This is a genomic window from Aeromonas tecta (assembly GCF_000820185.1).
GTDB classification, from domain to species: Bacteria; Pseudomonadota; Gammaproteobacteria; order Enterobacterales; family Aeromonadaceae; genus Aeromonas; species Aeromonas tecta.
Genome location: NZ_CDCA01000010.1, coordinates 192,623 through 212,778 on the forward strand (window position 1 = coordinate 192,623; position 20,156 = coordinate 212,778).

24 protein-coding genes are annotated in these 20,156 nt (G+C 55.5%); 10 read left to right on the forward strand and 14 right to left on the reverse strand.

Annotation, left to right across the window (positions count from 1 at the left end):
* Position 1 precedes the first annotated feature (1 nt).
* Genes BN1137_RS02200 through BN1137_RS02210 form a run of 3 tightly spaced genes read right to left on the reverse strand, consistent with a single transcriptional unit; the run spans position 2 to position 3,843 of the window.
* Positions 2–2,554: an MlaD family protein gene (locus tag BN1137_RS02200; RefSeq protein WP_050717031.1), complete on the reverse strand. Its 2,553-nt coding sequence runs from the start codon at positions 2,552–2,554 to the stop codon at positions 2–4.
* Between the two features lie 58 nt (positions 2,555–2,612).
* Positions 2,613–3,221 carry a paraquat-inducible protein A gene (locus tag BN1137_RS02205; protein WP_050717032.1) on the reverse strand — a complete coding sequence of 203 codons (609 nt, stop codon included), beginning with the start codon at positions 3,219–3,221 and terminating at the stop codon, positions 2,613–2,615.
* Complete coding sequence (locus BN1137_RS02210; protein WP_050717033.1) at positions 3,199–3,843, reverse strand: paraquat-inducible protein A; 645 nt, start codon at positions 3,841–3,843, stop codon at positions 3,199–3,201. Before BN1137_RS02210 ends, BN1137_RS02205 begins: the two co-directional genes overlap by 23 nt.
* Positions 3,844–4,110: 267 nt before the next feature.
* On the opposite strand from BN1137_RS02210, the gene BN1137_RS02215 reads away from it, so the two are divergent.
* The 3 genes from BN1137_RS02215 (at position 4,111) to BN1137_RS02225 (ending at position 6,549) form a co-directional block, all read left to right on the forward strand.
* Positions 4,111–4,425, forward strand: a complete 315-nt coding sequence (locus BN1137_RS02215) for a YebG family protein (RefSeq protein WP_050717034.1) — start codon at positions 4,111–4,113, stop codon at positions 4,423–4,425.
* 340 nt (positions 4,426–4,765) lie between these two features.
* On the forward strand, positions 4,766–6,016 hold the full coding sequence (locus tag BN1137_RS02220; RefSeq protein WP_050717035.1) for a tyrosine-type recombinase/integrase: 1,251 nt from the start codon (positions 4,766–4,768) through the stop codon (positions 6,014–6,016).
* Between the two features lie 182 nt (positions 6,017–6,198).
* Positions 6,199–6,549 (forward strand): DUF3653 domain-containing protein, encoded by a 351-nt coding sequence (locus tag BN1137_RS02225; RefSeq protein WP_050717036.1) that lies wholly within the window; start codon positions 6,199–6,201, stop codon positions 6,547–6,549.
* 37 nt (positions 6,550–6,586) lie between these two features.
* Here the strand turns inward: BN1137_RS02225 and BN1137_RS02230 are convergent, their stop codons facing one another.
* The 10 genes from BN1137_RS02230 to BN1137_RS02275 form a co-directional block, all read right to left on the reverse strand.
* The gene (locus BN1137_RS02230) at positions 6,587–6,811 is read right to left on the reverse strand and encodes a YodC family protein (protein WP_157433590.1); all 225 of its coding nucleotides are present in this window, start codon (positions 6,809–6,811) and stop codon (positions 6,587–6,589) included.
* Positions 6,812–7,238: 427 nt separating this feature from the next.
* On the reverse strand, positions 7,239–7,613 hold the full coding sequence (locus tag BN1137_RS22245; RefSeq protein WP_157433591.1) for a hypothetical protein: 375 nt from the start codon (positions 7,611–7,613) through the stop codon (positions 7,239–7,241).
* Positions 7,614–7,632: 19 nt separating this feature from the next.
* Positions 7,633–7,875: a hypothetical protein gene (locus BN1137_RS02235; protein ID WP_050717038.1), complete on the reverse strand. Its 243-nt coding sequence runs from the start codon at positions 7,873–7,875 to the stop codon at positions 7,633–7,635.
* Positions 7,876–7,947: 72 nt separating this feature from the next.
* Positions 7,948–9,150, reverse strand: coding sequence for a zonular occludens toxin family protein (locus BN1137_RS02240; protein ID WP_083443336.1), 1,203 nt, complete (start codon positions 9,148–9,150; stop codon positions 7,948–7,950).
* A gap of 3 nt (positions 9,151–9,153) precedes the next feature.
* A complete protein-coding gene (locus BN1137_RS02245) occupies positions 9,154–9,468 on the reverse strand; it encodes a DUF2523 family protein (protein ID WP_050717039.1) in 315 nt (104 codons plus the stop codon).
* Between the two features lie 3 nt (positions 9,469–9,471).
* Positions 9,472–10,965 (reverse strand): hypothetical protein, encoded by a 1,494-nt coding sequence (locus tag BN1137_RS02250; protein WP_198150579.1) that lies wholly within the window; start codon positions 10,963–10,965, stop codon positions 9,472–9,474.
* Between the two features lie 114 nt (positions 10,966–11,079).
* The gene (locus BN1137_RS02255; RefSeq protein ID WP_050717041.1) at positions 11,080–11,292 is read right to left on the reverse strand and encodes a hypothetical protein; all 213 of its coding nucleotides are present in this window, start codon (positions 11,290–11,292) and stop codon (positions 11,080–11,082) included.
* 304 nt (positions 11,293–11,596) lie between these two features.
* Positions 11,597–11,917: a hypothetical protein gene (locus BN1137_RS02265; protein ID WP_042653776.1), complete on the reverse strand. Its 321-nt coding sequence runs from the start codon at positions 11,915–11,917 to the stop codon at positions 11,597–11,599.
* A 27-nt stretch (positions 11,918–11,944) separates the two neighbouring features.
* Positions 11,945–13,411: a replication initiation factor domain-containing protein gene (locus tag BN1137_RS02270; RefSeq protein WP_050717043.1), complete on the reverse strand. Its 1,467-nt coding sequence runs from the start codon at positions 13,409–13,411 to the stop codon at positions 11,945–11,947.
* Positions 13,398–13,649: a hypothetical protein gene (locus BN1137_RS02275; RefSeq protein ID WP_050717044.1), complete on the reverse strand. Its 252-nt coding sequence runs from the start codon at positions 13,647–13,649 to the stop codon at positions 13,398–13,400. The genes BN1137_RS02270 and BN1137_RS02275 overlap by 14 nt, the downstream gene beginning before the upstream one ends.
* Before the next feature lie 124 nt (positions 13,650–13,773).
* Between BN1137_RS02275 and BN1137_RS02280 the strand changes: the two genes are divergently transcribed.
* Positions 13,774–14,166 (forward strand): helix-turn-helix domain-containing protein, encoded by a 393-nt coding sequence (locus tag BN1137_RS02280; RefSeq protein WP_050717045.1) that lies wholly within the window; start codon positions 13,774–13,776, stop codon positions 14,164–14,166.
* Positions 14,167–14,343: 177 nt separating this feature from the next.
* Here the strand turns inward: BN1137_RS02280 and BN1137_RS22675 are convergent, their stop codons facing one another.
* Positions 14,344–14,529 (reverse strand): hypothetical protein, encoded by a 186-nt coding sequence (locus BN1137_RS22675; RefSeq protein ID WP_050717046.1) that lies wholly within the window; start codon positions 14,527–14,529, stop codon positions 14,344–14,346.
* A 64-nt stretch (positions 14,530–14,593) separates the two neighbouring features.
* On the opposite strand from BN1137_RS22675, the gene BN1137_RS02290 reads away from it, so the two are divergent.
* The 6 genes from BN1137_RS02290 (at position 14,594) to BN1137_RS02330 (ending at position 20,137) form a co-directional block, all read left to right on the forward strand.
* Positions 14,594–15,070, forward strand: coding sequence for a hypothetical protein (locus tag BN1137_RS02290; RefSeq protein ID WP_050717047.1), 477 nt, complete (start codon positions 14,594–14,596; stop codon positions 15,068–15,070).
* The gene (locus BN1137_RS21755; protein ID WP_083443337.1) at positions 15,067–17,283 is read left to right on the forward strand and encodes a replication endonuclease; all 2,217 of its coding nucleotides are present in this window, start codon (positions 15,067–15,069) and stop codon (positions 17,281–17,283) included. Before BN1137_RS02290 ends, BN1137_RS21755 begins: the two co-directional genes overlap by 4 nt.
* 43 nt (positions 17,284–17,326) lie before the next feature.
* Positions 17,327–17,635, forward strand: coding sequence for a hypothetical protein (locus BN1137_RS02310; RefSeq protein WP_157433593.1), 309 nt, complete (start codon positions 17,327–17,329; stop codon positions 17,633–17,635).
* 259 nt (positions 17,636–17,894) lie between these two features.
* Positions 17,895–18,128 (forward strand): hypothetical protein, encoded by a 234-nt coding sequence (locus BN1137_RS02320; protein ID WP_050717053.1) that lies wholly within the window; start codon positions 17,895–17,897, stop codon positions 18,126–18,128.
* A gap of 106 nt (positions 18,129–18,234) precedes the next feature.
* Positions 18,235–19,794 carry a hypothetical protein gene (locus BN1137_RS02325; RefSeq protein WP_050717054.1) on the forward strand — a complete coding sequence of 520 codons (1,560 nt, stop codon included), beginning with the start codon at positions 18,235–18,237 and terminating at the stop codon, positions 19,792–19,794.
* 10 nt (positions 19,795–19,804) lie between these two features.
* Entirely contained in the window at positions 19,805–20,137 is a 333-nt protein-coding gene (locus tag BN1137_RS02330; protein WP_050717055.1) for a DUF2523 family protein, read from the forward strand.
* Positions 20,138–20,156 lie beyond the last annotated feature (19 nt).

A 20,156-nucleotide genomic window follows, 5' to 3' on the forward strand; every position in this document is an offset into this window, starting at 1 on the left:
CTCAGGGCTGGATGCGGGGACTCCACTCCAGCCAATCCTTCTCCGCCTTGCCATAGAGGGGATAGCTGTGGCCCGATTTAACAGTGGGGCCCATCTCCCGCTCCGGGGTGTTGAAGGCGATGCCGCCGGCTAGCAGGCTCTGTACGGTTTCCACCTCTATTGTACCGCCGGTCAGGCCTATGTCGGCCTTGACGCCGGAGACATTCCAGAAGCGGCTGTTGGCCCGCACCAGGTGGGCGTATTGCTTGTCGACACTCACGTCGATCAACACCTCGCTGCCATCGCGGGCCAGTGCGATCTGGGTGACGCTGCCGACCACCAGCTTGCGAAACAGCAAGGGGCTCCCGACGCTGATCCCGCTGACCGAGGGGCTCTTCAAGGTCAGCGCCAGCCCGATGGGGCCGCTCTGACTCAGGGGGAAACGCTCCTTACTCGCACCCTGGCCTGGGCTTGCCTCGATGAAGACCCCCTTGATCAGGGTATCGAGATGAGACACGCCCCCCAGCCCCAGCTTGGCCTGCACCAGGGTGAAGCGGGCGCCGGACTGCAAGAAGCGATCGGCATACTGCTTGTCCAGCTCTGCCTTGAAGCTGACCTGACCGAGGGCGGGGTCCAGTTCTACCTGCTCAACCTTGCCGATGTCTACGCCGCGATAACGGATGGGGCTGCCCACCCCGAGCCCCGGGTTGTTGTCGGCGGTCAGCGTCAGAGTGCGCACCTGGGTTCTGGCCTGCTCCTTGCTGTCAAACAGCTGATGACTGCTGCGACCGGTGCCGAGGCGGTCGAACTCGATGGCGCCGCGCAGCAGGGTGGCGAGGTTGCCCACCTTGACCTGCACGCCATCCAGCCGCACCTTGCCGTCGATGGCCGCCTTCTTCCAGAACTGGGGTTGCTGCTTGAGCAGGGGGGCATAGATGGCATCGATCTCAAGTTCTATCTCGACTCCCTTGGCATCGGCCTTCAATGCCTTGACCCTGCCAGCCTCGAGCCCCAGATAGAGCACGGGTGAGCCGATCCCGACCCCGTCGGCCTGTTCGGCGCGCAGCAGCCAGCGTTGGGGCTTGGCATTGCGCGTACCGAGCAGTGCCAGCTCCTGGCTGGGATAGAGCCTGTCGATCCGCTCGCCCGCCGGCGCCTGTATGAGCTTGACGCCGCCACCGAGCCAGGCGCTGGCCGGGCTGGTATCGACCTTGATGCCCGCGAGGCTCGCATCGATCTGCAGGGGAGAGGCGCGGTAGAAGCGGGCCCGATTCAGCAGGTGGCGATACGCCTCATTGACGCTGAGCTCGACCCTGGCATTGCCGGTCGCATCCAGCGTCAGCGGGCCGACCTGACCAATTTGCAGCCCCTTGAACCAGACTGGCGCCTCTTCGCTCAGGCCAGCGAGATCGTCTGCCTGCAAACTGATCTTGATGCCGGCGGTTTGTGCCTGACTCTCGAGGGTCATGGCACTGACCCGATCGCCTGCCACATAATCCAGCCGGATGGCGGGGCCCGCCAGCAGGCGATCCGCGTGCTTGAGGCCGGTCGGGGAGAGGGAGACGGTTTCCCAGACGAGGCGGCTCTTGCCGGTCACCCGAAACGCCTGTTCCGGGTTTATCAGCGCGGTGACGACCCGGCCCTTTTCAGTCAGGCGGATGGGGTCGATACGACCGATCTCGATGCCCTCAAACAGGATGGGCATCCCTTCCTTGATGGGCAGACTGCCGGCCTGGATCTGGATGCGCTCCCCACGGGCCGCCTCGGCCAAGCCCTTGTAGAGGACGAAGGTCTGGCCCTTCTGCGCCACATCAGACTCCTTGGGGGAGTCAAACGCTATGCCGCCGCTCAGTATGGAGGTGAGGCTGCCTGCTTCCACCTTGACGCCGCTGAGACTGAAGGAGCCCTTGATGCCGCTGATGTTCCAGAAACGGGTATCGGTCTTGATGAGGTTTTCAAAGCGCGGCTCGATCACCAGATCCAGGATCACATTCTGGTTCTCTTCCCCGAGCCGGGTATTGATGACGCTACCCACCTCCAGCCCGCGGAAATAGATCTTGGCACCGATCCCAACGGAGCCCAGCGAATCGGCGGTCAAATGCAGGGTGCGGCCCTGGGCCTGATAACCGGGGGGAGGGCCGTCGAGGGCATCGAACTCATCTTCCAGCGGGTTGTTGTCCCGGCCGGGCTGCAGGTTGATGTAGTTGCCGGACACCAGGGTATCGAGACCGGAGATCTCGGTCAGTGACGCCTTGGGGCTCACCAGCCAGAAGTCGGAGCCCTTGCGGATGAGCGGGCGAGCGCGGCTGTCGACCTTGGCCAGCACGGCTATCTTGCGGCCATCCTCGGCCAGCTCCAGCTCCTGTACCACCCCGATGGCCACCCCCTGATAACGCAGCTGAGTCTTGCCCGGCAAGATACCGTTGCCCTGGGCAAAGTTGATGCGAATGAGCTGACCGCTGCTGGTCCACTGCTGGTAGAGAAAGCCACCCGCCAGCAACAAGGCGATGACGGGCAATAACCAGACTGGGGATAACCAGCGATGTTTCTCAATGACGGGTTCAGCCCCGATCATACCGACTCCTTAATGTGACTGTGTTTGACGGCATATACGATACAGATGAAAAGCTGCACTAGCGGGACGCCTTGTCCCACAACAGGCGGGTATCCAGCATTCTGGCCGACATCATGGTCAGCACCACCACGCCGGCGAAGGCGGTGGCCCCGGGGCCTGCCCGCACGTTGAGCAGGACGCCGCGATCCACCAGCGCCACCATGAGCGAGATGACGAACAGGTCCAGCATGGACCAGCGCCCGATGAAATCGATGATGCGGTACATGATGAGCTGGCGCTTGCGCCGCACCGGCTTGGCTCGTTGCAGCTGCCAGCAGATCCAGCTCAGCCCCAGGATCTTGCCGATGGGCACGACGATGCTCGCGGTCAGCACAATAGTGGCGATGCCAGACATCTTGCTGCGATAGAGCGCCATGATACCGCTGAAAATGGTGTCGGACTGCAATAATCCCTTGTTGTAGAAATGGGTGATGGGCAAGAGGTTGGCGGGCAGCAACATGAAGGTCGCCAGCGCCAGCAGGCCCCATGACCAGGCAAGGGAGCGGGGGATCCGCATCTGCAAATGGCTGTGGCAACGGGGGCAACTCATCTTGGGCTGATAGCGCACCAACAGGCCGCAGGTGTGGCAGCGGCAGAGCCCCAGTTCACGGGCGCTGGTCAGGTTCATGAGCCGGCTCCTGTGACGGTGTTTGCAGCGCAACGCGCTCCCAATAGGGCGCCGGATCAAACAGGATCAACAGCGTCATGTTGAGCAACATCAGGATCCCGAGGCTCAGCAAGCCGCCGCCCAAGCGCACATCCGCGATGTCGATGAGCTTGAACAGAGCGACCAGCAGGCTGACGATATAAACCTCCAGCATGGCCCAGTGACGAAACACCTCCACCGCCTTGAGGGTGGGCGCCAGGATATGCCAGCGTTTGGCCAGACCGGAGGCGAGGGCGAAGATGCCGACCAGCAAGCCCGTCGGTGCCAGGGCGGCGCACCAGAGCACCAGCCCGGCCACCCAAAACTCATTCTCGCCAAGCAGCACCATGATGCCTTTGAGCAAGTTGGCGTCTGAATTGACCCCGGCCAGGCGCAGGTAGATGAGTGGCTCGAAGAAGGCGGACGGTAGCAACAGGAACCCGGTGATGGTCAGTGCCATCAACTGGGAGGGACGAAAGGCGTAGCGGCCATAGAGATGCTGATGACAGCGAGGGCAATGGGCGTGACGGCGCAATGGCAATAACTTGCGTTCGATCAGCAAGTCGCAAGCCGGGCAGACGATCACGGAATGGGGATCCGACATACGATTCAACCTGTTGAAGGAATTGATAAAATTTACCCTAAAACCCGCCATCTGTCTTGCCTGCACACCCTCTGGTCGAGAAAAAGGGCCGCTCATATAATGGCAAGGGGAGGGGCAAGGTCAGGATCTCGCCATGTGCCGCCCATTATGTTCAATCAGCGCCTGGATCGGCTAGATGGCGCGCCTTGTCATCCATCGGCGTGGTTATTTGCAATACTGTATATCCGTACATATAATTGCGCTTACTATCATGAGGAGGACGCCATTATGGCCGTTGAGATCAAGTATGTTGTGGTGCGTGGGGGAGTGGAGAAGATGATCTTTACCAGCAAGAAAGAGGCCGATGCCTATGACAAGTTGCTGGACACCGCCGATGAGTTGATGACCTTGCTGGCCGGGGCACCGGTCGAACTGACTGCCGAGCAGCAAGAGAGCCTGGCATTCTACCTGGCAGAGCAGCGTGATCTGCTGCAAAGCGTGCTAAAAGGCGGTAAAGGGCAGGGCCCCAGCCCAAAGGAAGAGAATATTGACGATGTCAGTGCCGATAAACCCAAGGGAAAATCCCTCAAAAGCGTAGCCTGAATAAAGAGAGCAGGGCGGGAGCGGCATGGAATAGACAGGCTAATGCATCAGTCTCCCCATGCAACAAATGTGAATGCGCATTCGAATTTGTTGGTATTTACCCCGAGAATTTTCTAACCAACGTGCATACCCAGTGAATAGTAAGGCTTGCCATCCACTCGACGACATCTCGAACCATGGCTGCGATACCTGCCCAGGCAGTCTGGATACCTTTGATGCCGATAACCCCATTTATCGGCATCAGTCTTGAGCAAACCCAGATTTCGACCCCAACAACCTGACCACAAGCATCACCATGACCCCTTTGCCACTGCCACTTCCACTGCCACTGCCACCTGCCATGCCGCTGTTCGATAGCCTTGCTCATCTGGAGGCGGGTAACCCTCTGGTCAATCAGTATCTCGCCAACCTCAGCCTGACGCAGGTACCCGACGCTGGCCTCGTCTATGAACTGGCCGTCGACTGGCTGCTGGAGCAGCGTCACAGTGAGAACAACTACAAGACCTATCGCAGCGAGCTGACGACCTTCCTGCACTGGTGCTTCGCCGAGCTGGCCATCAGCCCCAAGGATCTCACCAGGCGCATCATGATGCGCTATCTGGATTACTGCCAGTCACCACCACAGGAACTGATCGCCTACCGAAATGTTGCCCAGTTCGTGCAAGACAAGGAGTGGGGCGAGCGGTTGCCCAACCCGCAGTGGCGGCCGTTTCTCGGCAAACGGGAGCTGGGCCGCGAGCTGCCATACCGGCTGAGCGAGCCCGCGATGAAGACCAAGATAGCCATCTTGTCGGCCTTCTTTCAGTTCCTCGTGCAGGAAGAGTACATGGATCGCAACCCTGCGCTGCTGCTGCAAAGGGTCAAGCAGTCTGCTCAGCAGGAAACCGATGAGCAGGCCCAGTCCTTTACCGAGTTGCAGTGGTCCTATGTGATGCAGGCCGCCGAACAGCTCGCCAGCGAGAACCCGGCCCAGCACGAGCGCAGCCGTTTTCTCATCTGCCTCATGTATGCCTGTTATCTGCGTATCTCCGAGGTGGCGGCCAGGCCTGGGTTCAGTCCCATCATGGGTCAGTTCCGTCGCGACGGCAAGACCGGCGTCTGGGGCTATTACATTCCCCGCAGCAAGGGTGGCAAACGGCGCACCGTCGCCGTTTCCCAGGCCTTGCTCGATGCCTTGCAGCGCTACCGCAACTTCCTGGGGCTCTCGCCGTTACCGGCACCCAACGAACAGACGCCGCTGTTTGTGCGCCACAAGGCGGCAGCCCACGGCCGGGAGCAAGGTGAGCTCAATGCTAACCTCGGCATTCGCCAGCTACGGGATCTGGTGATGGCGGTGCTTGAGCAGGCAGCCGAGCTGGCCGAACAGGATGGCTTTACCCAGGACGCGGCCGAGATGCGTAGCCTGACACCGCACTCCATTCGCCATACCGGCATCACCCACGACATCAACTTGAATGGTCGACCGTTGTCCCACGTGCAGGCCGATGCGGGCCACGACAGCATCGACACCACCTCCAAGTATCTGCACACCGGTCACAGTGAACGCCACGAGAGCGCCAGCCATAAACCCTTGGATCATCTGCATGAATAAGAAGGCGTCTCACCAAGCATCAAGCTTGGGTAGCGCTATATGCCACGAGCTGGTGGCCATGAGAGCTTTCAATATCAACTTCACAAAACCGAGCATAATGTCGCGTTTAGTTAAATGCCCATCTGAAACCTGCCGATAAGCCAGCCCACGCAATTTTGCTGGTTTATCAGGTATTTACTTGGATGGAACGAGAGTTGACCAAAAACTTCATTTTTCGTTGGTTTGAATGCGGTTTATCGGAAGAGGAGACGGCAAATCTATGTTTCGTTTCTGTGAGGCAGGTCACATATTGGGATAAGGGTAAAGAGATCCCACCTGTCTATAAACGGCTTATGCGTATGGCATCCGGGCGGGAGCTGCCCACGATTTTCAAGGAATGGCAGGGATGGCGGATGAAGAATGACTGCCTGATCGCACCGAATGGCGTCATGTTCGACAGGAGGAGGATCGAGGCGCTGGCCATCATCCAGGCCGAGCTGTCAGAGAAGCAGAGGGAAGCGTTCTATTGGAGGAAAAAACTAGGCCTTAACTGACGGAAGGGGGTTAATCCCCCTTCTTCTAATAGATGAATCAACGACCAACCGCTGCCATCGCGGTCTTGTTAATCACATCCTGTTTCTGTTGTTCTACCTCAGCCAGCGAATACAAAGACTCTTGCACAAAGATGCTAGAAACATCTTGCAATTCTTTGAACCAAGTACAGCAGCACTTACCATTAGTAAACGTCTCTGTAATGGTCATTAATGGCCCGCCACTTTTCAATCGAACTACATCACCAATGCTGAATTTCAACATAAATCCCCCATAGATGAGCGACATGCTCCAGGTGGATATGGTGGCAAATGCTAGCGATTCAACCCGTATGTAACAAAAAAACAATAAAGACTATAGCTATCTGGATAGTAGAAGGCGTACGCCTCCCACCCAAAGGCATCAAGACCGGAGGGTTCCGAGAGGGTAGAATTCCCCCCGTATTACTACACGGGGGGCCCAAACCAGCTGGCACGGTGAGTGCTGCTTGTCTTCGACAGGAGGCCAAGGCAGACGCTGACCATGCCCCATAGCCTTCGGCTGGGCACTCTGACTGGGGCATTAAAGAGGGGTTTCGCAGGGAAGGGGGGTGGCCCCAGGCTTAGGGAAAGATAAGCATGTTTCGCCGCGAGACGCCTGGAGGCTTAATCAGCAGCAGAGGGCGGCTTATAGGGGCTAACGCCCCTTAACATCAAACCACAACACTCCAACGAGCCAGTTTTTCACTTACTTTTAGAGAATCCCTGACAATGTAGTCTCGAAGCCGTTCATTAGACGATTCGACACCACACACTCGAGCCTCAAAATGAGGGTCGGTCTTTTTTCTACGAAGGGTCAACGCTGTAGCATAAGCTTCCGCCAGGCTTTCACTCTTGAGGTATGTTGCTGCACTTGGCCCACAGAGCCGTCCTCCAGCAGATATATAGAGGCTTCCCTTTTCTAGATCACCAAACAGCTCGAACGGTACACGGTCTGTATGAATAACCTTTACGGTAAACCACTTAATTGGGTGCCCCATTTTTACCTCGTTAATCCCTACTTGGATGGATGCATAAACATAACCCATATGGAGCACCATTCAAGTATCAGTGCCCGCCCTTGAGACGAACAGCACGAGCGCGGCGTTTAGCGCGGCAGTGGTGCCGCCACTTAGCCTCTAGCTCCATGAGGTAGCCCCCAAAGAGCCAGAGTAGGGGAGGCAGCGAGAACAGCGCAACCAGGGCAAAGCAGGCCCAACGAACCTCGGCGGAATAGTCAGGGTTCATCCCGAGGTAGACCAAAATAGCGATATCCAGGCACACAGCGATAACACCCAGCGCAATATTCATCCTAAAACCTCTGTATTTAACATAAAAAATGCCATGTCGCGGTCATGTTTATATACCCGAGCATCAATATTTTTATGTCCGGTCATCGGATGGCTCACTCTTGCTATCCCTACCCGCGAAGAGGGCAGCATTGACCCGTTTGCGCAGGGCATCCCCGTCAGGGTCGCAATAGATGTCCACTGGCTGCCCCTGGTACTGGATCACCGCATGGCAAGCCGTCATGGCCTTCACATCGACGAAGTATTGCGGCCATTCCTCGGCATAGATGGCCTGTTCGTCGTCTCCCTTGCGCAGCGCAAAGCAGTATTCAACGTTGTAGACGTCTCGATCGCTCTTAGTCAGCACATGGCAGTTGATGATGAGGCGATAGCCAGCGAAGGGCCCTACAGCAAGGACGCCATCAGCAGACGAAGCAGGAGCGCCGCCAGGACGTACATCAGCAGTGGGCGGAGCACCCACCGCCCCAGGAGTCGGAGCAGCGGTAGGAGAGGGCGCAGAGGCCTTAGCAGGCGTATCAACATATTCAGGCTTGATGAAGCCAAAGTATAAACAGAGTCCCCATACCGCCAGAATAAAGAGAACTTTAGGATCTCGCAGTACCGAGCTGCCTGCGATTGTATCTGAGACTTTACCGGTTGTAGTCGAGTCATAAAGCTTGAAAACATATTTAGGCACCTTGTTGAATGGCTTGGCCTGCAGCACATCGGAAATAGAGCTGCCGGAGTTATCAGAGAGGTGAAGCACGGTCTTATAACGGCCACCAATCCCCAACACCGCCATATTGGTGTGACGAATGGCCGTCTCGGCAGCTGCGCGGATTACCTGGTGCACCTTTTTGATGTTCGGAGTCGTTAATACAAAGTCCCAGTTATGGTGACGGTGCATATCAAAGGCCACCTCAATGGTCTCCGGTCGGCCTTCTTCCTTGGCTTTATCCGGCCCACCAGGAAAGGCGAGCGCATCCAAATCGCTTTGGCGCCAGGCAGGCGGAAATACCCGCTGCACTTCATCGACCAGGAAGAAAGCCCCCTTGGGTGCCCAGTGGTAGAACCGCGCCAGACGGTCGCGGCCTTCCTGGGATTCTGTCTCGATATAGAGCACCTCAAAGCTATCTGGTACCTCCTTACCGAGCACCTCACGGCAACGCTCCACCGAGAAGCCCCGCACGTTGGTAACGATAAAGCGACCTGCCTTGATAGCCGGGATCACATCGGTATGAATGGCGCCGGAGGACTTATAAGAACCAGGGGCGCCATGGTGGATTTTAATGGACATGGATCACCACCCCATAATATTGAGCAAGAGGCGGGTCACAAACGCCTGAGTAATTACCGACAAGCCTTTGTCCAGGTGCAGATACAGCAATATGTCTCGCACATCGTTCGGCAGGTTATTAAAGGACTGCGAGATCAAGTCGCTGAATTGCAGGTTAATCAGGATTTCCCTGGCAACGTCCCAGGAAAACATCAGCATAAACAACTTGAACTCAACCCACTGGATCGCCAGCTTGACCGCAAACCAGGCGGTTACCTGGACAGCAAGGTTATAAATGTCATTGAATAACCCGCTAAACAAATCGCCTAACCACTCCATGATTTATCTCCTGGCAACAATCATCAATGCGAGAAAGTAAAATACGAACATCATGATGGCCGCTAACGCTTCCCAATAGCCGCCCACCGATGGACACACCGAATAGGATTTACCGAATAGTGAATACAGCTCGAAGCACTTGGGCACCGAACCTGAACCGCTCAAATCGAATTTGAATATCTCGGCAATATCATCCTTTATCGCCTTGTATTTATCTTTAAGCTCCTCTTTTTTATCATCATACTGTTTATTTATATTGCCCAGGTCGAAGGCACAATTATCGCCTTCCTGGCACAAGCCGGATTCATACTCAGCACCCGCCACCTGTAATGGATTACCTGCCGCACCTGGCATTTTGGAGTAATCAATATCCCCGCCGCCTTCGCCACCAGAAGAGCCGCCAGATTTAAGCGCCTCTTTGATATCAATCAGATGGCCATTCACACCGTTCAGACCAAGCTGGGACGTCATCGCAGCCATATTCTGCGCCATAGAGCTGGTTGATCTGTCGATGTTTTGAGTGCCACCAAAATAATCCCTATCTAAACGCCCAAACGCTTCGCCGAATTTATTGTCCCAATACGCCTGCCCCAAGCCGCCACCAGATGAACCACCATCACCACCGCCGCCAATACCGCCATTATTTATAGCTTCGGCAATACTACGAATATTACGGTTCATTTCGATGCTGTTATTCCTCAAATCGGGCATTACATAGGTATAAAGGTTGTGCACATCACTGGCCATTTCATGAATCCGGCCACCCATCGACTGAATATCGTAACCCACGCTGCTCAATTTGCCATACATAGTGGCGCCTTGATTATATTCAGCAAAGTTAGGCCCAAACATGTCCTGGTGAAACTGGCTTAATTCATTATATATTTTTGAATCCCCGTCACCAGGAGAGCCCGAACCGCCTGAATTAAGTGCATCCAATATCGACTTGAAGTTATTATCCAGCTTATCCGACGACTCTATCGCTTTATCTGAAAGAAACTTTAAGTGAAACGCCATCTTATCCGTGTTTTCCTGGATGGATATGGCATGAGTAGTTAAGCTGTAGGAATTATTCCTAATATCGCCAATACCAGACTTTATCCACCAAGATTCATTTAGCAAGGAATTAAAGCCAGAAGCAATATTTGTAATATTACTGCCGCCAATATTCATTTCGCCGACAAGCTTGGGCGAAGTGCTGAATCCCCCATTACCAGGATTAGGCGTTTCACCACCACCTTCTCCTTCACCGCCACCTTCACTGCCACCGAGCTTGCACTCACTTCCCGTTGTCTGGATGGGGCCCTTGGTGCCCGCCCCAGGGATCTCGACACACACATCCGGGCAAGCCACAGCACAACCGCCCAGGCTGGATGAATCCCATTTAACGCAAAACGGCAGCTCAACACTTATCGGCACATTAGACAGCTGAAGGCCCATTGGACAGCTCGCCAGCGCGTTCAGCGGCACCAGGAGCAGCAAATAAAGAACTCTCACACGACCCCCAATAAAAAAGGCGACCGGAGCCGCCTTGTGTCATATCGAAAACGATGATCTGTAGCCTTCGACAAAGAACAAAAACCACAGCGTCCCGATGAGCAGGGACATGGCTTAGGCCTTGCGGATAAGTCCGAGGAGGATAACGCAGCCCACCACGGAGGCGACGACCATCATCACCTTGGGAGCAGTCATATCCACATCGGATTTAGCCGCATCCAGAGCGGCAGCAGCAGCGGCGGCAGCACCCCCCTCAGCAGCATTCGCGCCCACCGCAGCCAGGGAACAGGCAACACCGATACAGCCATTACGGAAATAATTTTGCATTTTCGTTTATCCTCTTTTTGCACCTACGATTAATCGGGCAATTGCGCCCACTTTTAAACCCAGAGCCCATATAACAATGCCAGAGCTAAAGGCTATTCCTACTTCCGTCATATCGAACTGAAACCAGTTGGATATATCGGTGAGTTTGGAATGCTCCTGGACAGTCAGGAGCACATATTGACAGTTATCCGGCTGAGCGAGTCTGATATATCCCTCAGCGGTTATATCCATGCAGATCATGGTTTTTCCACGCTATCGTCGTCGGTCGCTGCGCGCCCTCGCTCCTCCTCCTCAGCGCGGCGAATTAGAGAGGCTTCTTGGTTGCCTGGAAGGCCACTACCACGTTGCGGGTCGGATTACTGGGATCCGCTTCCAGGACGAGATCCACCGCCACCAATTTCGGGCAGTCGGACAGCTCTTTAATAGTGGCCGCGTCATTGCGCAGCGCTAATTGGCGAACCTCATAGCCCCAGGAGGTGATATTGCATTCGGGCTTGTTGACGTTATTGGCCGGAGCCAGATATTCCACCTGGGCGAAATCATAAGGCACCGGAGAGCCAGATTTACGGGATACGCCATAACCATGAGTCACGCGAGTGACCAGAACACCGGACAGAATAGACATTGATATTTCCTCGTTGAAGAACCTTCGTTAGGTCATAAATACAGGCAGCTCGCCCACATCAGGCGGAAGCGGCATCGTTAACCGCGCTGGAATATCCAACGGTTCCAGGTGCGCTGTTAATTGGTTAACGATCTTGTCAGGGGATAGCCCCTCAATATTCGCTAACCAATTGACAAGGCGGCCCGCCATTCTCGACATATTGAACACCGCATTATCCCGTGAGGTTTTAAAGCGGTTCTTAAAGGTGGTGATCCGAATTGGTTCACTTTCTACCTGGGCGATTTGTTCCAGCCACTTGGCAAATTGCGGATACATGCCCGCGAAATAGGGATCTGGATTCAGCAGCACATCCAGGGGAATGATCCGGTCTTTATTGTGCAACTCGCCTTCGGCCCGTACCCAATCAGGGAAGTCTGCCGACTGCATCTGTTTACCTTTCTCATAGATGCGCGCGCACTTGCCATTGATACGGCTGCCCACGTAGAAGGAGCAGCCCTTGGAAGGCTTGAGGCCGTAACGCTTGACGATGCCCTTGGCGACCTCAGAGGGGACGAACTCACCGGACTGGATAGCCATCCAGCAAGGGGCATTGCCCCGTTGTGGGTGGAACTGGCCGGACTCGGCCGCCTCGACAGCATTGAGGTAGCTGATGGTTTTGCCCTGGTAATCGTCCAGGGCCAAATCGACCCGAGTAATGCGAATGCCAGGGACGTGAGAGATAACATTGTGCAGCGCTTTGAAATCCAGGGCCGCACAACCCGCGCCAGAAAAACTCACCATGCAGCCATGGTTAGCCGCACCCCAACCGATAAGGCCACAGGGCAGGTCATCACACAGCAAGTCGGCAGAATGGGCGTAACCGTGCAAGCCGGAGCGGCGATCCCGTTTGCTGAACCGAGGGGAGGGGATAGGCACCCCAATCTGGTGATTCAGCTCCTCCAGCCAGAGATCGATCTCAGCGCAGCAAAGGGCATCCAGAAACTGGACACCGTAGCTGTCGATGATGTCGTTATAGGCGTGCCAATATTTGGCATCAGGCACCACCTCGAATTCGGAGAAGTCGAGGAGGGCAGAGCAGACCGCTTTCAGCTCTTTGCGCATGTCGGCACGGGATTTGTAGTCGGAGTGCAGGGCAGCTTCCATCATCTGAGTCATGGAAGGGGTGAGCACCGGCGCCACAGGGCGAGCCTCTGGCTTGGGATAGACCTTATCCCGTAACCGCTGGGTTTCTTGCTCAAAGCGGGAGAGGGGAGCGAAGGAGGCGGGGCGCTTCCACAGATAACGCAGATCCGCGACAGCCGGCGCAGCAAAGGCTGCCTTGATGCCGAGCACCTGGGTATCAAAGCGCGGGATGGCCTTGAGCAAGGCACCTTGCTTGGCCAAGTCGGTCATCCGGCGCAATTCATCCGGTGCCCAGGTAAAGGACAGATAGTCGATCAGGGTTTTATCGCCGATAACCCCATTTATCGGCATTACGGAGCTATGACCAGTCATCGAAAAACACTCCCTGGTCATAGAAGCCTTGCCATGTCTCCTCAGTCACCTCGACCAGCTCAAAGGCGGTGTCGGGGTACGTCATGGACAGGTAGATCCGCAGCTCATGCAGGTCGCGGAACATCTCAACCTGACCCGCCACACATGCGGACATGTCGCCCGTGGGCTCATCCTGCCAATAGACCTTGCGCTCCAGGAGCGCAGGCAAATCGGTGTGTTGTGGGCTAGAGTGGGTCATGGTTCACGCAATCAAATGGTTTGTTGATTGCATTCAATCATTTGATCGGTTGAATTGATACAAGGCCTTTTTCACCAAAATGAGTATGATGGGCCGATTGTCGAACTACTCAGGAGACAGAAACATGGACTCTAAAACACTGATTGAGGCCTACATGAGGGCCAAAAAGTACAGCCAGTTTCAGGAAGTCGCCGCCGACCTAGGATTTACCAGCTCTTACATTTCTGCAGTGAACAAAGGAAAGTCGCAACTCACTGATGAGACTGCAAAAAAACTGGCTGAGGAAATTGGGCTAGACGTCAGTGAAGTGCTGATAAGCATGGCTGCAGTGAGAGCCACTGATCCTGAGTTGAAAAAGGCTTGGTACGACACTTTGGCAAAGTACACCAAGGGCACCAGTACGGCGCTAGCCCTTGGTATGGCTGTACTCATGGCGCCAACCCCCGGGCCTGACCTAACCGCGCATAATGTCGTCCAGCATTATGTTGAGGGTTTTCCCGCTGCGAGCATCCCGTAGGGGCAGGGGGACACGACTAGGCCGCTACGTGGGCCCGCTGGCGGGCATCGTCGCAACGACCGAGTGCCCGTAACATAATCTGTGTTGTGCGCGTTGAAGGGTAATCGCTACCGGTACCCCAGAAAGCAAAAACCCCGCGTTCCATGCGGGGCATTGTCGGTCGGCAACAGGATGTTGTTAATCCCGGCCTTTCTCCCTCAGGTACTGCCTGTAATCATCTTCGTTAATACACTCCAGACCCTTCAGGATTAGCAGCTTAAGGATTTCTGTGTCCTTTAAGCTTGTCCGTGTCGCTATGACAGCTTTCACGGTTTCAGACTCAACCCTCCTCCAGGTGCTGTCGTCGATGTGCTTTGACGGCATGGTTTTACTCCTTGTGAACTATCTCTCCAATTCTAACAAAATTGATTCATAGAATTGAGATTTCTTGACTTCTAAGAAATCAGAAGCCAAGATTCGCCCAATATCTGATTTCTTAGAAAGTAAGTTTTTGGTTTCGGAGGCAGTCATGGATGCTTTGCTGGGTCGCGAAAACGGATTTATGGGCATAGGGCAGGGGGCCGTTGAGGTTCCCGTGTATCACGTCTGCCAGCACTGTGGTGGCGATGGTTGCCCGCTCTGTTCAGACCTGATGATTCTGGAAGGCGATATTCAGCTCGACCCTGAGCTCGACGACGAAATCCGCTACGTGCTCTGCCAAGACTGCCTCCGCGTTCAGCTGTACACCGATGCCTTGCACCAGACCGAAGGATCTTGTTCGTGTGGTGGTGACATGTGCGGCTGTGGTGGTTGCCATCAAGACGCATCCCGCCTGATGGTCGGCGTTCGTGATTCCTCCCTGTTTGACTTCCGTGTGCCCGTTGACCTCACCGGCTGGACCGCTGAGAAGGGTGTCGCCAAATGATCCGCTCCTCCAGCTACGCCGGTCGCAAGGAGGCCCGCGATGTACGTCCTACCTCCGCCCCCCGAATTGAACTGGCTTCTGGCCTTCGGTCAGGATCACCCTTACCTGTTCTGCACAGCGTGGGTCGTGTGCTGGCTCCTGTGGTGGGAAACGATGAAAAACATTCGTTAGACGATTACTACATGCGGTTGCGCAGCTCCCAGACCTACATGGCCATGCTGCGCGAGGACTACGCCGCCGAGAATGGTGTGCAACTTGATGTTGCACCCAAGTGGTGGAAAGCCCAGGTAGCCGCACCGGCCGAAGTAGTCCGGACCAATCCTGCCCCGTTTTCTCCCGAAGCCATGGCCGACAAGTTCGCGGCGCTCCCCATCGGCAGTGCCGAGGATGCCAAGTTTCGTGAGCGGGTCGTGCTCCGTCACCCCTCATGCGTAGGATGGTTCACCCATGTCTATCAATCGCGTAATGCGTTACTGGGCGTACAGGCTGCTAACGAGGCAGCACGGCGCCTTGACGAATCTTTGTCTGTCCATGGTGAGCTTGGGGAGCTTCGTTATTCTGCAGATGACGAGTCTGTTGATACCTTTGCCCGCCGATTCGCTGAGCATACCGGTAGCTTGGTTGCTACAAGAGCTCATGTCGTTGCTCTGCGGCTGGTTGTGGTATTGGCTCATCACTACGGGCTTAACCCTGTGGATACAGTCACCCAGCAGCAGGAAGAGGATCCCTATCCGACCCTTAATCGCTGGGCCGATATGGCATGGGTTCGTCGCCGCGTTCGTGGTGTGTCAGCTCGCCGTTTATACGATGCCGCACGAGAACATGCCCTTATCAGTGCAAGATTGGCGGCATATACAACAGATCTCTCTGTGGCTCGCCGTGCTTACCGGCTCGCTCGCAATGATGAAACCCTGTCAGCGCTTGTTGCGCACAATGCTGAGGATGTTTTTGATTCCGTAGGCATGAAAGAGGCCGTTGACGCCAGCACCAGTAATCGCACCAACCGCCGCGCCGAGCTGATGGCCCGCCTGTCAGGCTTCGAGAAGTGCGCCAAAGAGCAACGTCATGTTGCAATCTTCCTGACGTTTACGTGCCCCAGCCGTTTCCATTCCGTTCATCGTAATGGCAGCTCGAATCAGAAGTGGCTCGACGCTGGCCGCCCGACCGTCAGGGCCGCTCAAGCGTGGTTGGTCGGCTGCTGGGACAACATCCGCAAGCGCGCTGACGAGGCAGGCATCAAGCCTTACGGCTTCCGCTTTGCCGAGCCACATCACGACGGTACACCACACTGGCACGCGGTGCTGTTCATGAGCACCCAGCAGGCCAAGACCTACCTCCAGATTTGCCGCCATTACATGATGCTCGACTCCGGCAATGAGCCGGGCGCCAAGCAACATCGCTTCAAGGTCGTGTTCATCGACCCCCGCAAGGGCTCTGCCTGCGGCTACTGCTCCAAGTATGTGGCCAAGAACATCGACGGCTTCGCAGTGGGCAAAGACCATGAGGCCGGTAAACGCGCCAAGGCCGTTGATACTGCGGCCCGTGTCGATGCGTGGAAGTCCGATAACCGCATCCGCCAGTTCCAGCAAATAGGCGGCCCCTCAGTCACCGCGTGGCGCGAGTTTCGCCGTCTGCGTACCGAACTCGACCAGGAAAATCCGATGCTCCAAGACCTGACCCCCGAGCAGCACTTTGCGCTCGAAAACGTCCGCAAAGCCGCCGACGCGGGTGACTGGGCCGCCTTCTGCAACGCCATGGGCGGTGTTCAGGTGCGCCGCAATGATCAGACCGTGAAGGTTCAGTACGGCATCCCCGAAGCCATGATGATGCTCTGCGATGAGGACGGCGTTCTGCACCACGAGCCGCGCAAGAGCACCACCCAGTACGGCGACAAGGCCGCCCTGCGGGCCATGGGCCTGATGTTCTGTGACGTCTTCCTGCTGACCCGTGCCAAGGACTGGCTTATCACCTCGAAGGTGAAGTGGGAGGCCGCTTGCAAGAAGACCATGGACGGCATCAACGAGCAGTTCGATGTGCTGCGCGAGGAGAAGGTTTACCAGTTCATGGAGTACGAGGCCTATGAAGCGATGCAGCAGATGGCCATTTGTGACCACCAGTCGCGCGTATGGCTGCTGTATCCCGACACCGACCGCCTCGCGGGGCCCCCTCTGGGGTGCGAGCCGGACGGCGTCGGCTTGGACCCGTGTCATTAACTGTCCTGTCTTTACCAAAACCCAATAACCGGAGAAGCGAAAAATGGAAATTGTAGGAAACATCATGGATGCCGACGACATCGTACTGAGCACTCGTAAGCGCGGTGACACCGACGTTCAGGTCGGCACCTTCAAGTTCATGACCACCAAGCCCACCTCGGTGATCGAGGTCGGCCTGAGTGAAGACCAGGTGAAAGGCAACATGCACGTCGAGCTCAAGCAGCTGGTCGGCAGTCGCATCACGTTGCAGCTCGAATATGTCGATAACGCCTACGCCGGTGCTCAGGGCCAGCACAAGCAGTTCAACGGCTTCCGCCTGTTCGCTCTGCCTAACAACGCCAAGAAGGGGTAACGAATGCGCTGCGTCCAGGTAACCGCCGAGGGCTTCCTGCAAGCCGTTGATGTGGCACTAGACCAGTGCCAAGGCACTTACCTGGTCGAGCAACAAGACATAGCCTCTATGGTTGCATGGTTGGATCCCGCAACGGTGGGCTATGGCACTTTGGTAGCGCTCATGGGCGCCGCCTTTACGGGCGTGATCACGGTCTATTACCACTCGTGGCTCTGGGCTCGTGTCCGTTCAATCATTGGAATGAGATAAGGAAAGTCACATGAAAATCATCAACATGAAGAAGCTGACCATCATCGCCTCCATGCTGCTGGCGGCTGGCGCTGCGAACGCTGCTGGTGAAGGCACTATCGACCTCGCCTCCGTAACCACTATGTTCCTGGCCGGTGTCGCCGTGATCACCACCTTCGTGGGTGCGGCGGGTCTGGGCAAGGCCGGTCTTGGCGTGGTGGTCTGGGGCTGGCGCAAAGCGGTCAGCATGGTCAGCGGCAAGTAACATCATGTTGCACCCCAAAGGGGCGGCTCACGCCGTCCCTTTTTTATTGGAGAGGACGCCATGGTTTGGGCTCCCATAATGTTTATCACAGGGTTGGTGTTGGCTTATGCGCTCATTTCAGGAAATAATTCGCGCCATTAGTGTGCGCTGGATAATAAGGAAGACGCTCTGCGCCGTAATATATTGCGTTAACCCGTTCAGAATATTTAAGTGGTTCCTCTATATCGTGCTTGGCTCCATAGCGCTCGGTATGCTCACGCTTGCGGTTGGCAACTATGCCCGTGCGGCTGAGTGGACTGCGGCATACAAGCCGACCTCATACGGTCAATGTGTGGATAAAATGAGTGTACAGGTAGGGAGCAAGGTCACGGTCTCTGCTTGTGCTGATATTTTGAAAGCCAAATGGGGGCAACCTTCCTATGTCTGCATCCCATCTAACCTGAACCCGCCCCCGAGTAACCAACAAGACATTATGTGTAAACCGGTAAGCGGTGCGCTTGTTTATGTTGGGCAATTCCGAAACATTAATATGTCCGAAGCACCTTATTCTTGCCCGCCTCCTGGTAAGCCGGATTTCACTATGGGCCCGATAGTGAACAGCAATGGGACTGTATGCGAAAAGAAGCCAATACAATGCCTTATCGGTTCAATCAAAGAAACAAACACCATCACCGGCAAGGAATTCTGCCGTCCTATTTGCAAGGGTATTTCCGGCAATAGCCTTGAAAACGTCTCCTATTTTCAGTCGATGTTTGGCTCGGTTCAGATCCAATGTTATGGGCAGTGCTCTGTACAGCCTTCAGGGGTATCTATCAGCTCGGGTCAAACACCGAACATCTTCCAGGGGGATATCAAGTTCACCGGTGAGAACTGTCCTGTGCAGACCAATGGTGAGACTGACACCGTAGACCAGTCCGGTGATGTTCAGCCGCCCACTTCGTCCGATGCCACCAACGGGGCGCAGAACGAGCTCCAGAACGCCGCCAGTGGGGCTATCTCTAACACCGTATCCGGTTCGACTGGCACGGCAGATCTGAACTCTGTGGTCGACAAGATAGCGCAGGCCAGCAATGCCGAAATCAAGGCCAGCTCCGAGCAGAACGCCGCCCTGGGCAAGGTGATTCAGAACACCGGCAAGGATATCCAGTCCTCCATCAAGGAGGCACAGCTCTCGGCCTCACAGGGCAATGCTGGTGCCAGCATGGGCCAGATACAGACGGCCAATGCCATCAAGGATGGTAACGCACAGCTCGGTGCCAAGCTCGACGGCATCAAGGACGCTATTGAGGCAGGCAATGAGGATGGAGAGGAGGAGGGGCCATCACTTCCTCCAGGTGATACCGATATCAAGGTTGATCCCAGTGACGTTAACCCGCATCCCAACGACTGGGGAACACGTAATTACAACACCGTGATGCAACATCACGTTGCAGAAATGAATGCGCTTCCGTTATTCGCTGGCATAAGTGGTTTCTTCGAGGTCGATATGGGGCCAGGGACATGCCCGTCGTTCAGCCTTGAAATGCCAGACCTTGGGGGAACGGGGGGCACGTTGACGTTCGATATGTTCTGTAATACGGACTTTCAGCGTTTGTTTGAAATTATTGCACTGTGCGTGAAACTGCTCGGCCTTTATGCCGCGTTCAGAATTGCGATATTGGACTAAGGATAGCGCCATGGAATTGCTTAATTCGTTCAGGAACTGGCTCAGGGATATGATTGAGAGCTTTGTGCTCTGGATATTGCACCTGTGCCAGTCGTTGCTCCAATGGTTCGAGGATATCCTCCTGACCACGTTGGAGAAGATATTGACGGCCATACGCTTCGTGATATCAAGCATCCCGATGCCAGACTTCCTGCAATATTCACTGCAAGACTTGTTCAATTACATCCCGAGCGATGTGGTGTATTTCCTGAATATGTCAGGCATATCACAAGCATTCCTGTTTATCTCGATGGGTGTTGCCTTCCGGATGGTGCGCAAGGTCGCTACGCTGTTCCAGTGGTAACCGCGTGACGTATTTAATT

What these genes read in the sequence shown, in the direction of transcription:
- BN1137_RS02200 (WP_050717031.1), bottom strand. Translation starts at nt 2,554, where the DNA reads ATGATCGGGGCTGAACCCGTCATTGAGAAACATCGCTGGTTATCCCCA.
- BN1137_RS02205 (WP_050717032.1), bottom strand. Translation starts at nt 3,221, where the DNA reads ATGAACCTGACCAGCGCCCGTGAACTGGGGCTCTGCCGCTGCCACACC.
- BN1137_RS02210 (WP_050717033.1), bottom strand. Translation starts at nt 3,843, where the DNA reads ATGTCGGATCCCCATTCCGTGATCGTCTGCCCGGCTTGCGACTTGCTG.
- BN1137_RS02215 (WP_050717034.1), top strand. Translation starts at nt 4,111, where the DNA reads ATGGCCGTTGAGATCAAGTATGTTGTGGTGCGTGGGGGAGTGGAGAAG.
- BN1137_RS02220 (WP_050717035.1), top strand. Translation starts at nt 4,766, where the DNA reads ATGCCGCTGTTCGATAGCCTTGCTCATCTGGAGGCGGGTAACCCTCTG.
- BN1137_RS02225 (WP_050717036.1), top strand. Translation starts at nt 6,199, where the DNA reads ATGGAACGAGAGTTGACCAAAAACTTCATTTTTCGTTGGTTTGAATGC.
- BN1137_RS02230 (WP_157433590.1), bottom strand. Translation starts at nt 6,811, where the DNA reads ATGTTGAAATTCAGCATTGGTGATGTAGTTCGATTGAAAAGTGGCGGG.
- BN1137_RS22245 (WP_157433591.1), bottom strand. Translation starts at nt 7,613, where the DNA reads ATGGGTTATGTTTATGCATCCATCCAAGTAGGGATTAACGAGGTAAAA.
- BN1137_RS02235 (WP_050717038.1), bottom strand. Translation starts at nt 7,875, where the DNA reads ATGAATATTGCGCTGGGTGTTATCGCTGTGTGCCTGGATATCGCTATT.
- BN1137_RS02240 (WP_083443336.1), bottom strand. Translation starts at nt 9,150, where the DNA reads ATGTCCATTAAAATCCACCATGGCGCCCCTGGTTCTTATAAGTCCTCC.
- BN1137_RS02245 (WP_050717039.1), bottom strand. Translation starts at nt 9,468, where the DNA reads ATGGAGTGGTTAGGCGATTTGTTTAGCGGGTTATTCAATGACATTTAT.
- BN1137_RS02255 (WP_050717041.1), bottom strand. Translation starts at nt 11,292, where the DNA reads ATGCAAAATTATTTCCGTAATGGCTGTATCGGTGTTGCCTGTTCCCTG.
- BN1137_RS02265 (WP_042653776.1), bottom strand. Translation starts at nt 11,917, where the DNA reads ATGTCTATTCTGTCCGGTGTTCTGGTCACTCGCGTGACTCATGGTTAT.
- BN1137_RS02270 (WP_050717043.1), bottom strand. Translation starts at nt 13,411, where the DNA reads ATGACTGGTCATAGCTCCGTAATGCCGATAAATGGGGTTATCGGCGAT.
- BN1137_RS02275 (WP_050717044.1), bottom strand. Translation starts at nt 13,649, where the DNA reads ATGACCCACTCTAGCCCACAACACACCGATTTGCCTGCGCTCCTGGAG.
- BN1137_RS02280 (WP_050717045.1), top strand. Translation starts at nt 13,774, where the DNA reads ATGGACTCTAAAACACTGATTGAGGCCTACATGAGGGCCAAAAAGTAC.
- BN1137_RS22675 (WP_050717046.1), bottom strand. Translation starts at nt 14,529, where the DNA reads ATGCCGTCAAAGCACATCGACGACAGCACCTGGAGGAGGGTTGAGTCT.
- BN1137_RS21755 (WP_083443337.1), top strand. Translation starts at nt 15,067, where the DNA reads ATGATCCGCTCCTCCAGCTACGCCGGTCGCAAGGAGGCCCGCGATGTA.
- BN1137_RS02310 (WP_157433593.1), top strand. Translation starts at nt 17,327, where the DNA reads ATGGAAATTGTAGGAAACATCATGGATGCCGACGACATCGTACTGAGC.
- BN1137_RS02320 (WP_050717053.1), top strand. Translation starts at nt 17,895, where the DNA reads ATGAAAATCATCAACATGAAGAAGCTGACCATCATCGCCTCCATGCTG.
- BN1137_RS02325 (WP_050717054.1), top strand. Translation starts at nt 18,235, where the DNA reads ATGCGCTCATTTCAGGAAATAATTCGCGCCATTAGTGTGCGCTGGATA.
- BN1137_RS02330 (WP_050717055.1), top strand. Translation starts at nt 19,805, where the DNA reads ATGGAATTGCTTAATTCGTTCAGGAACTGGCTCAGGGATATGATTGAG.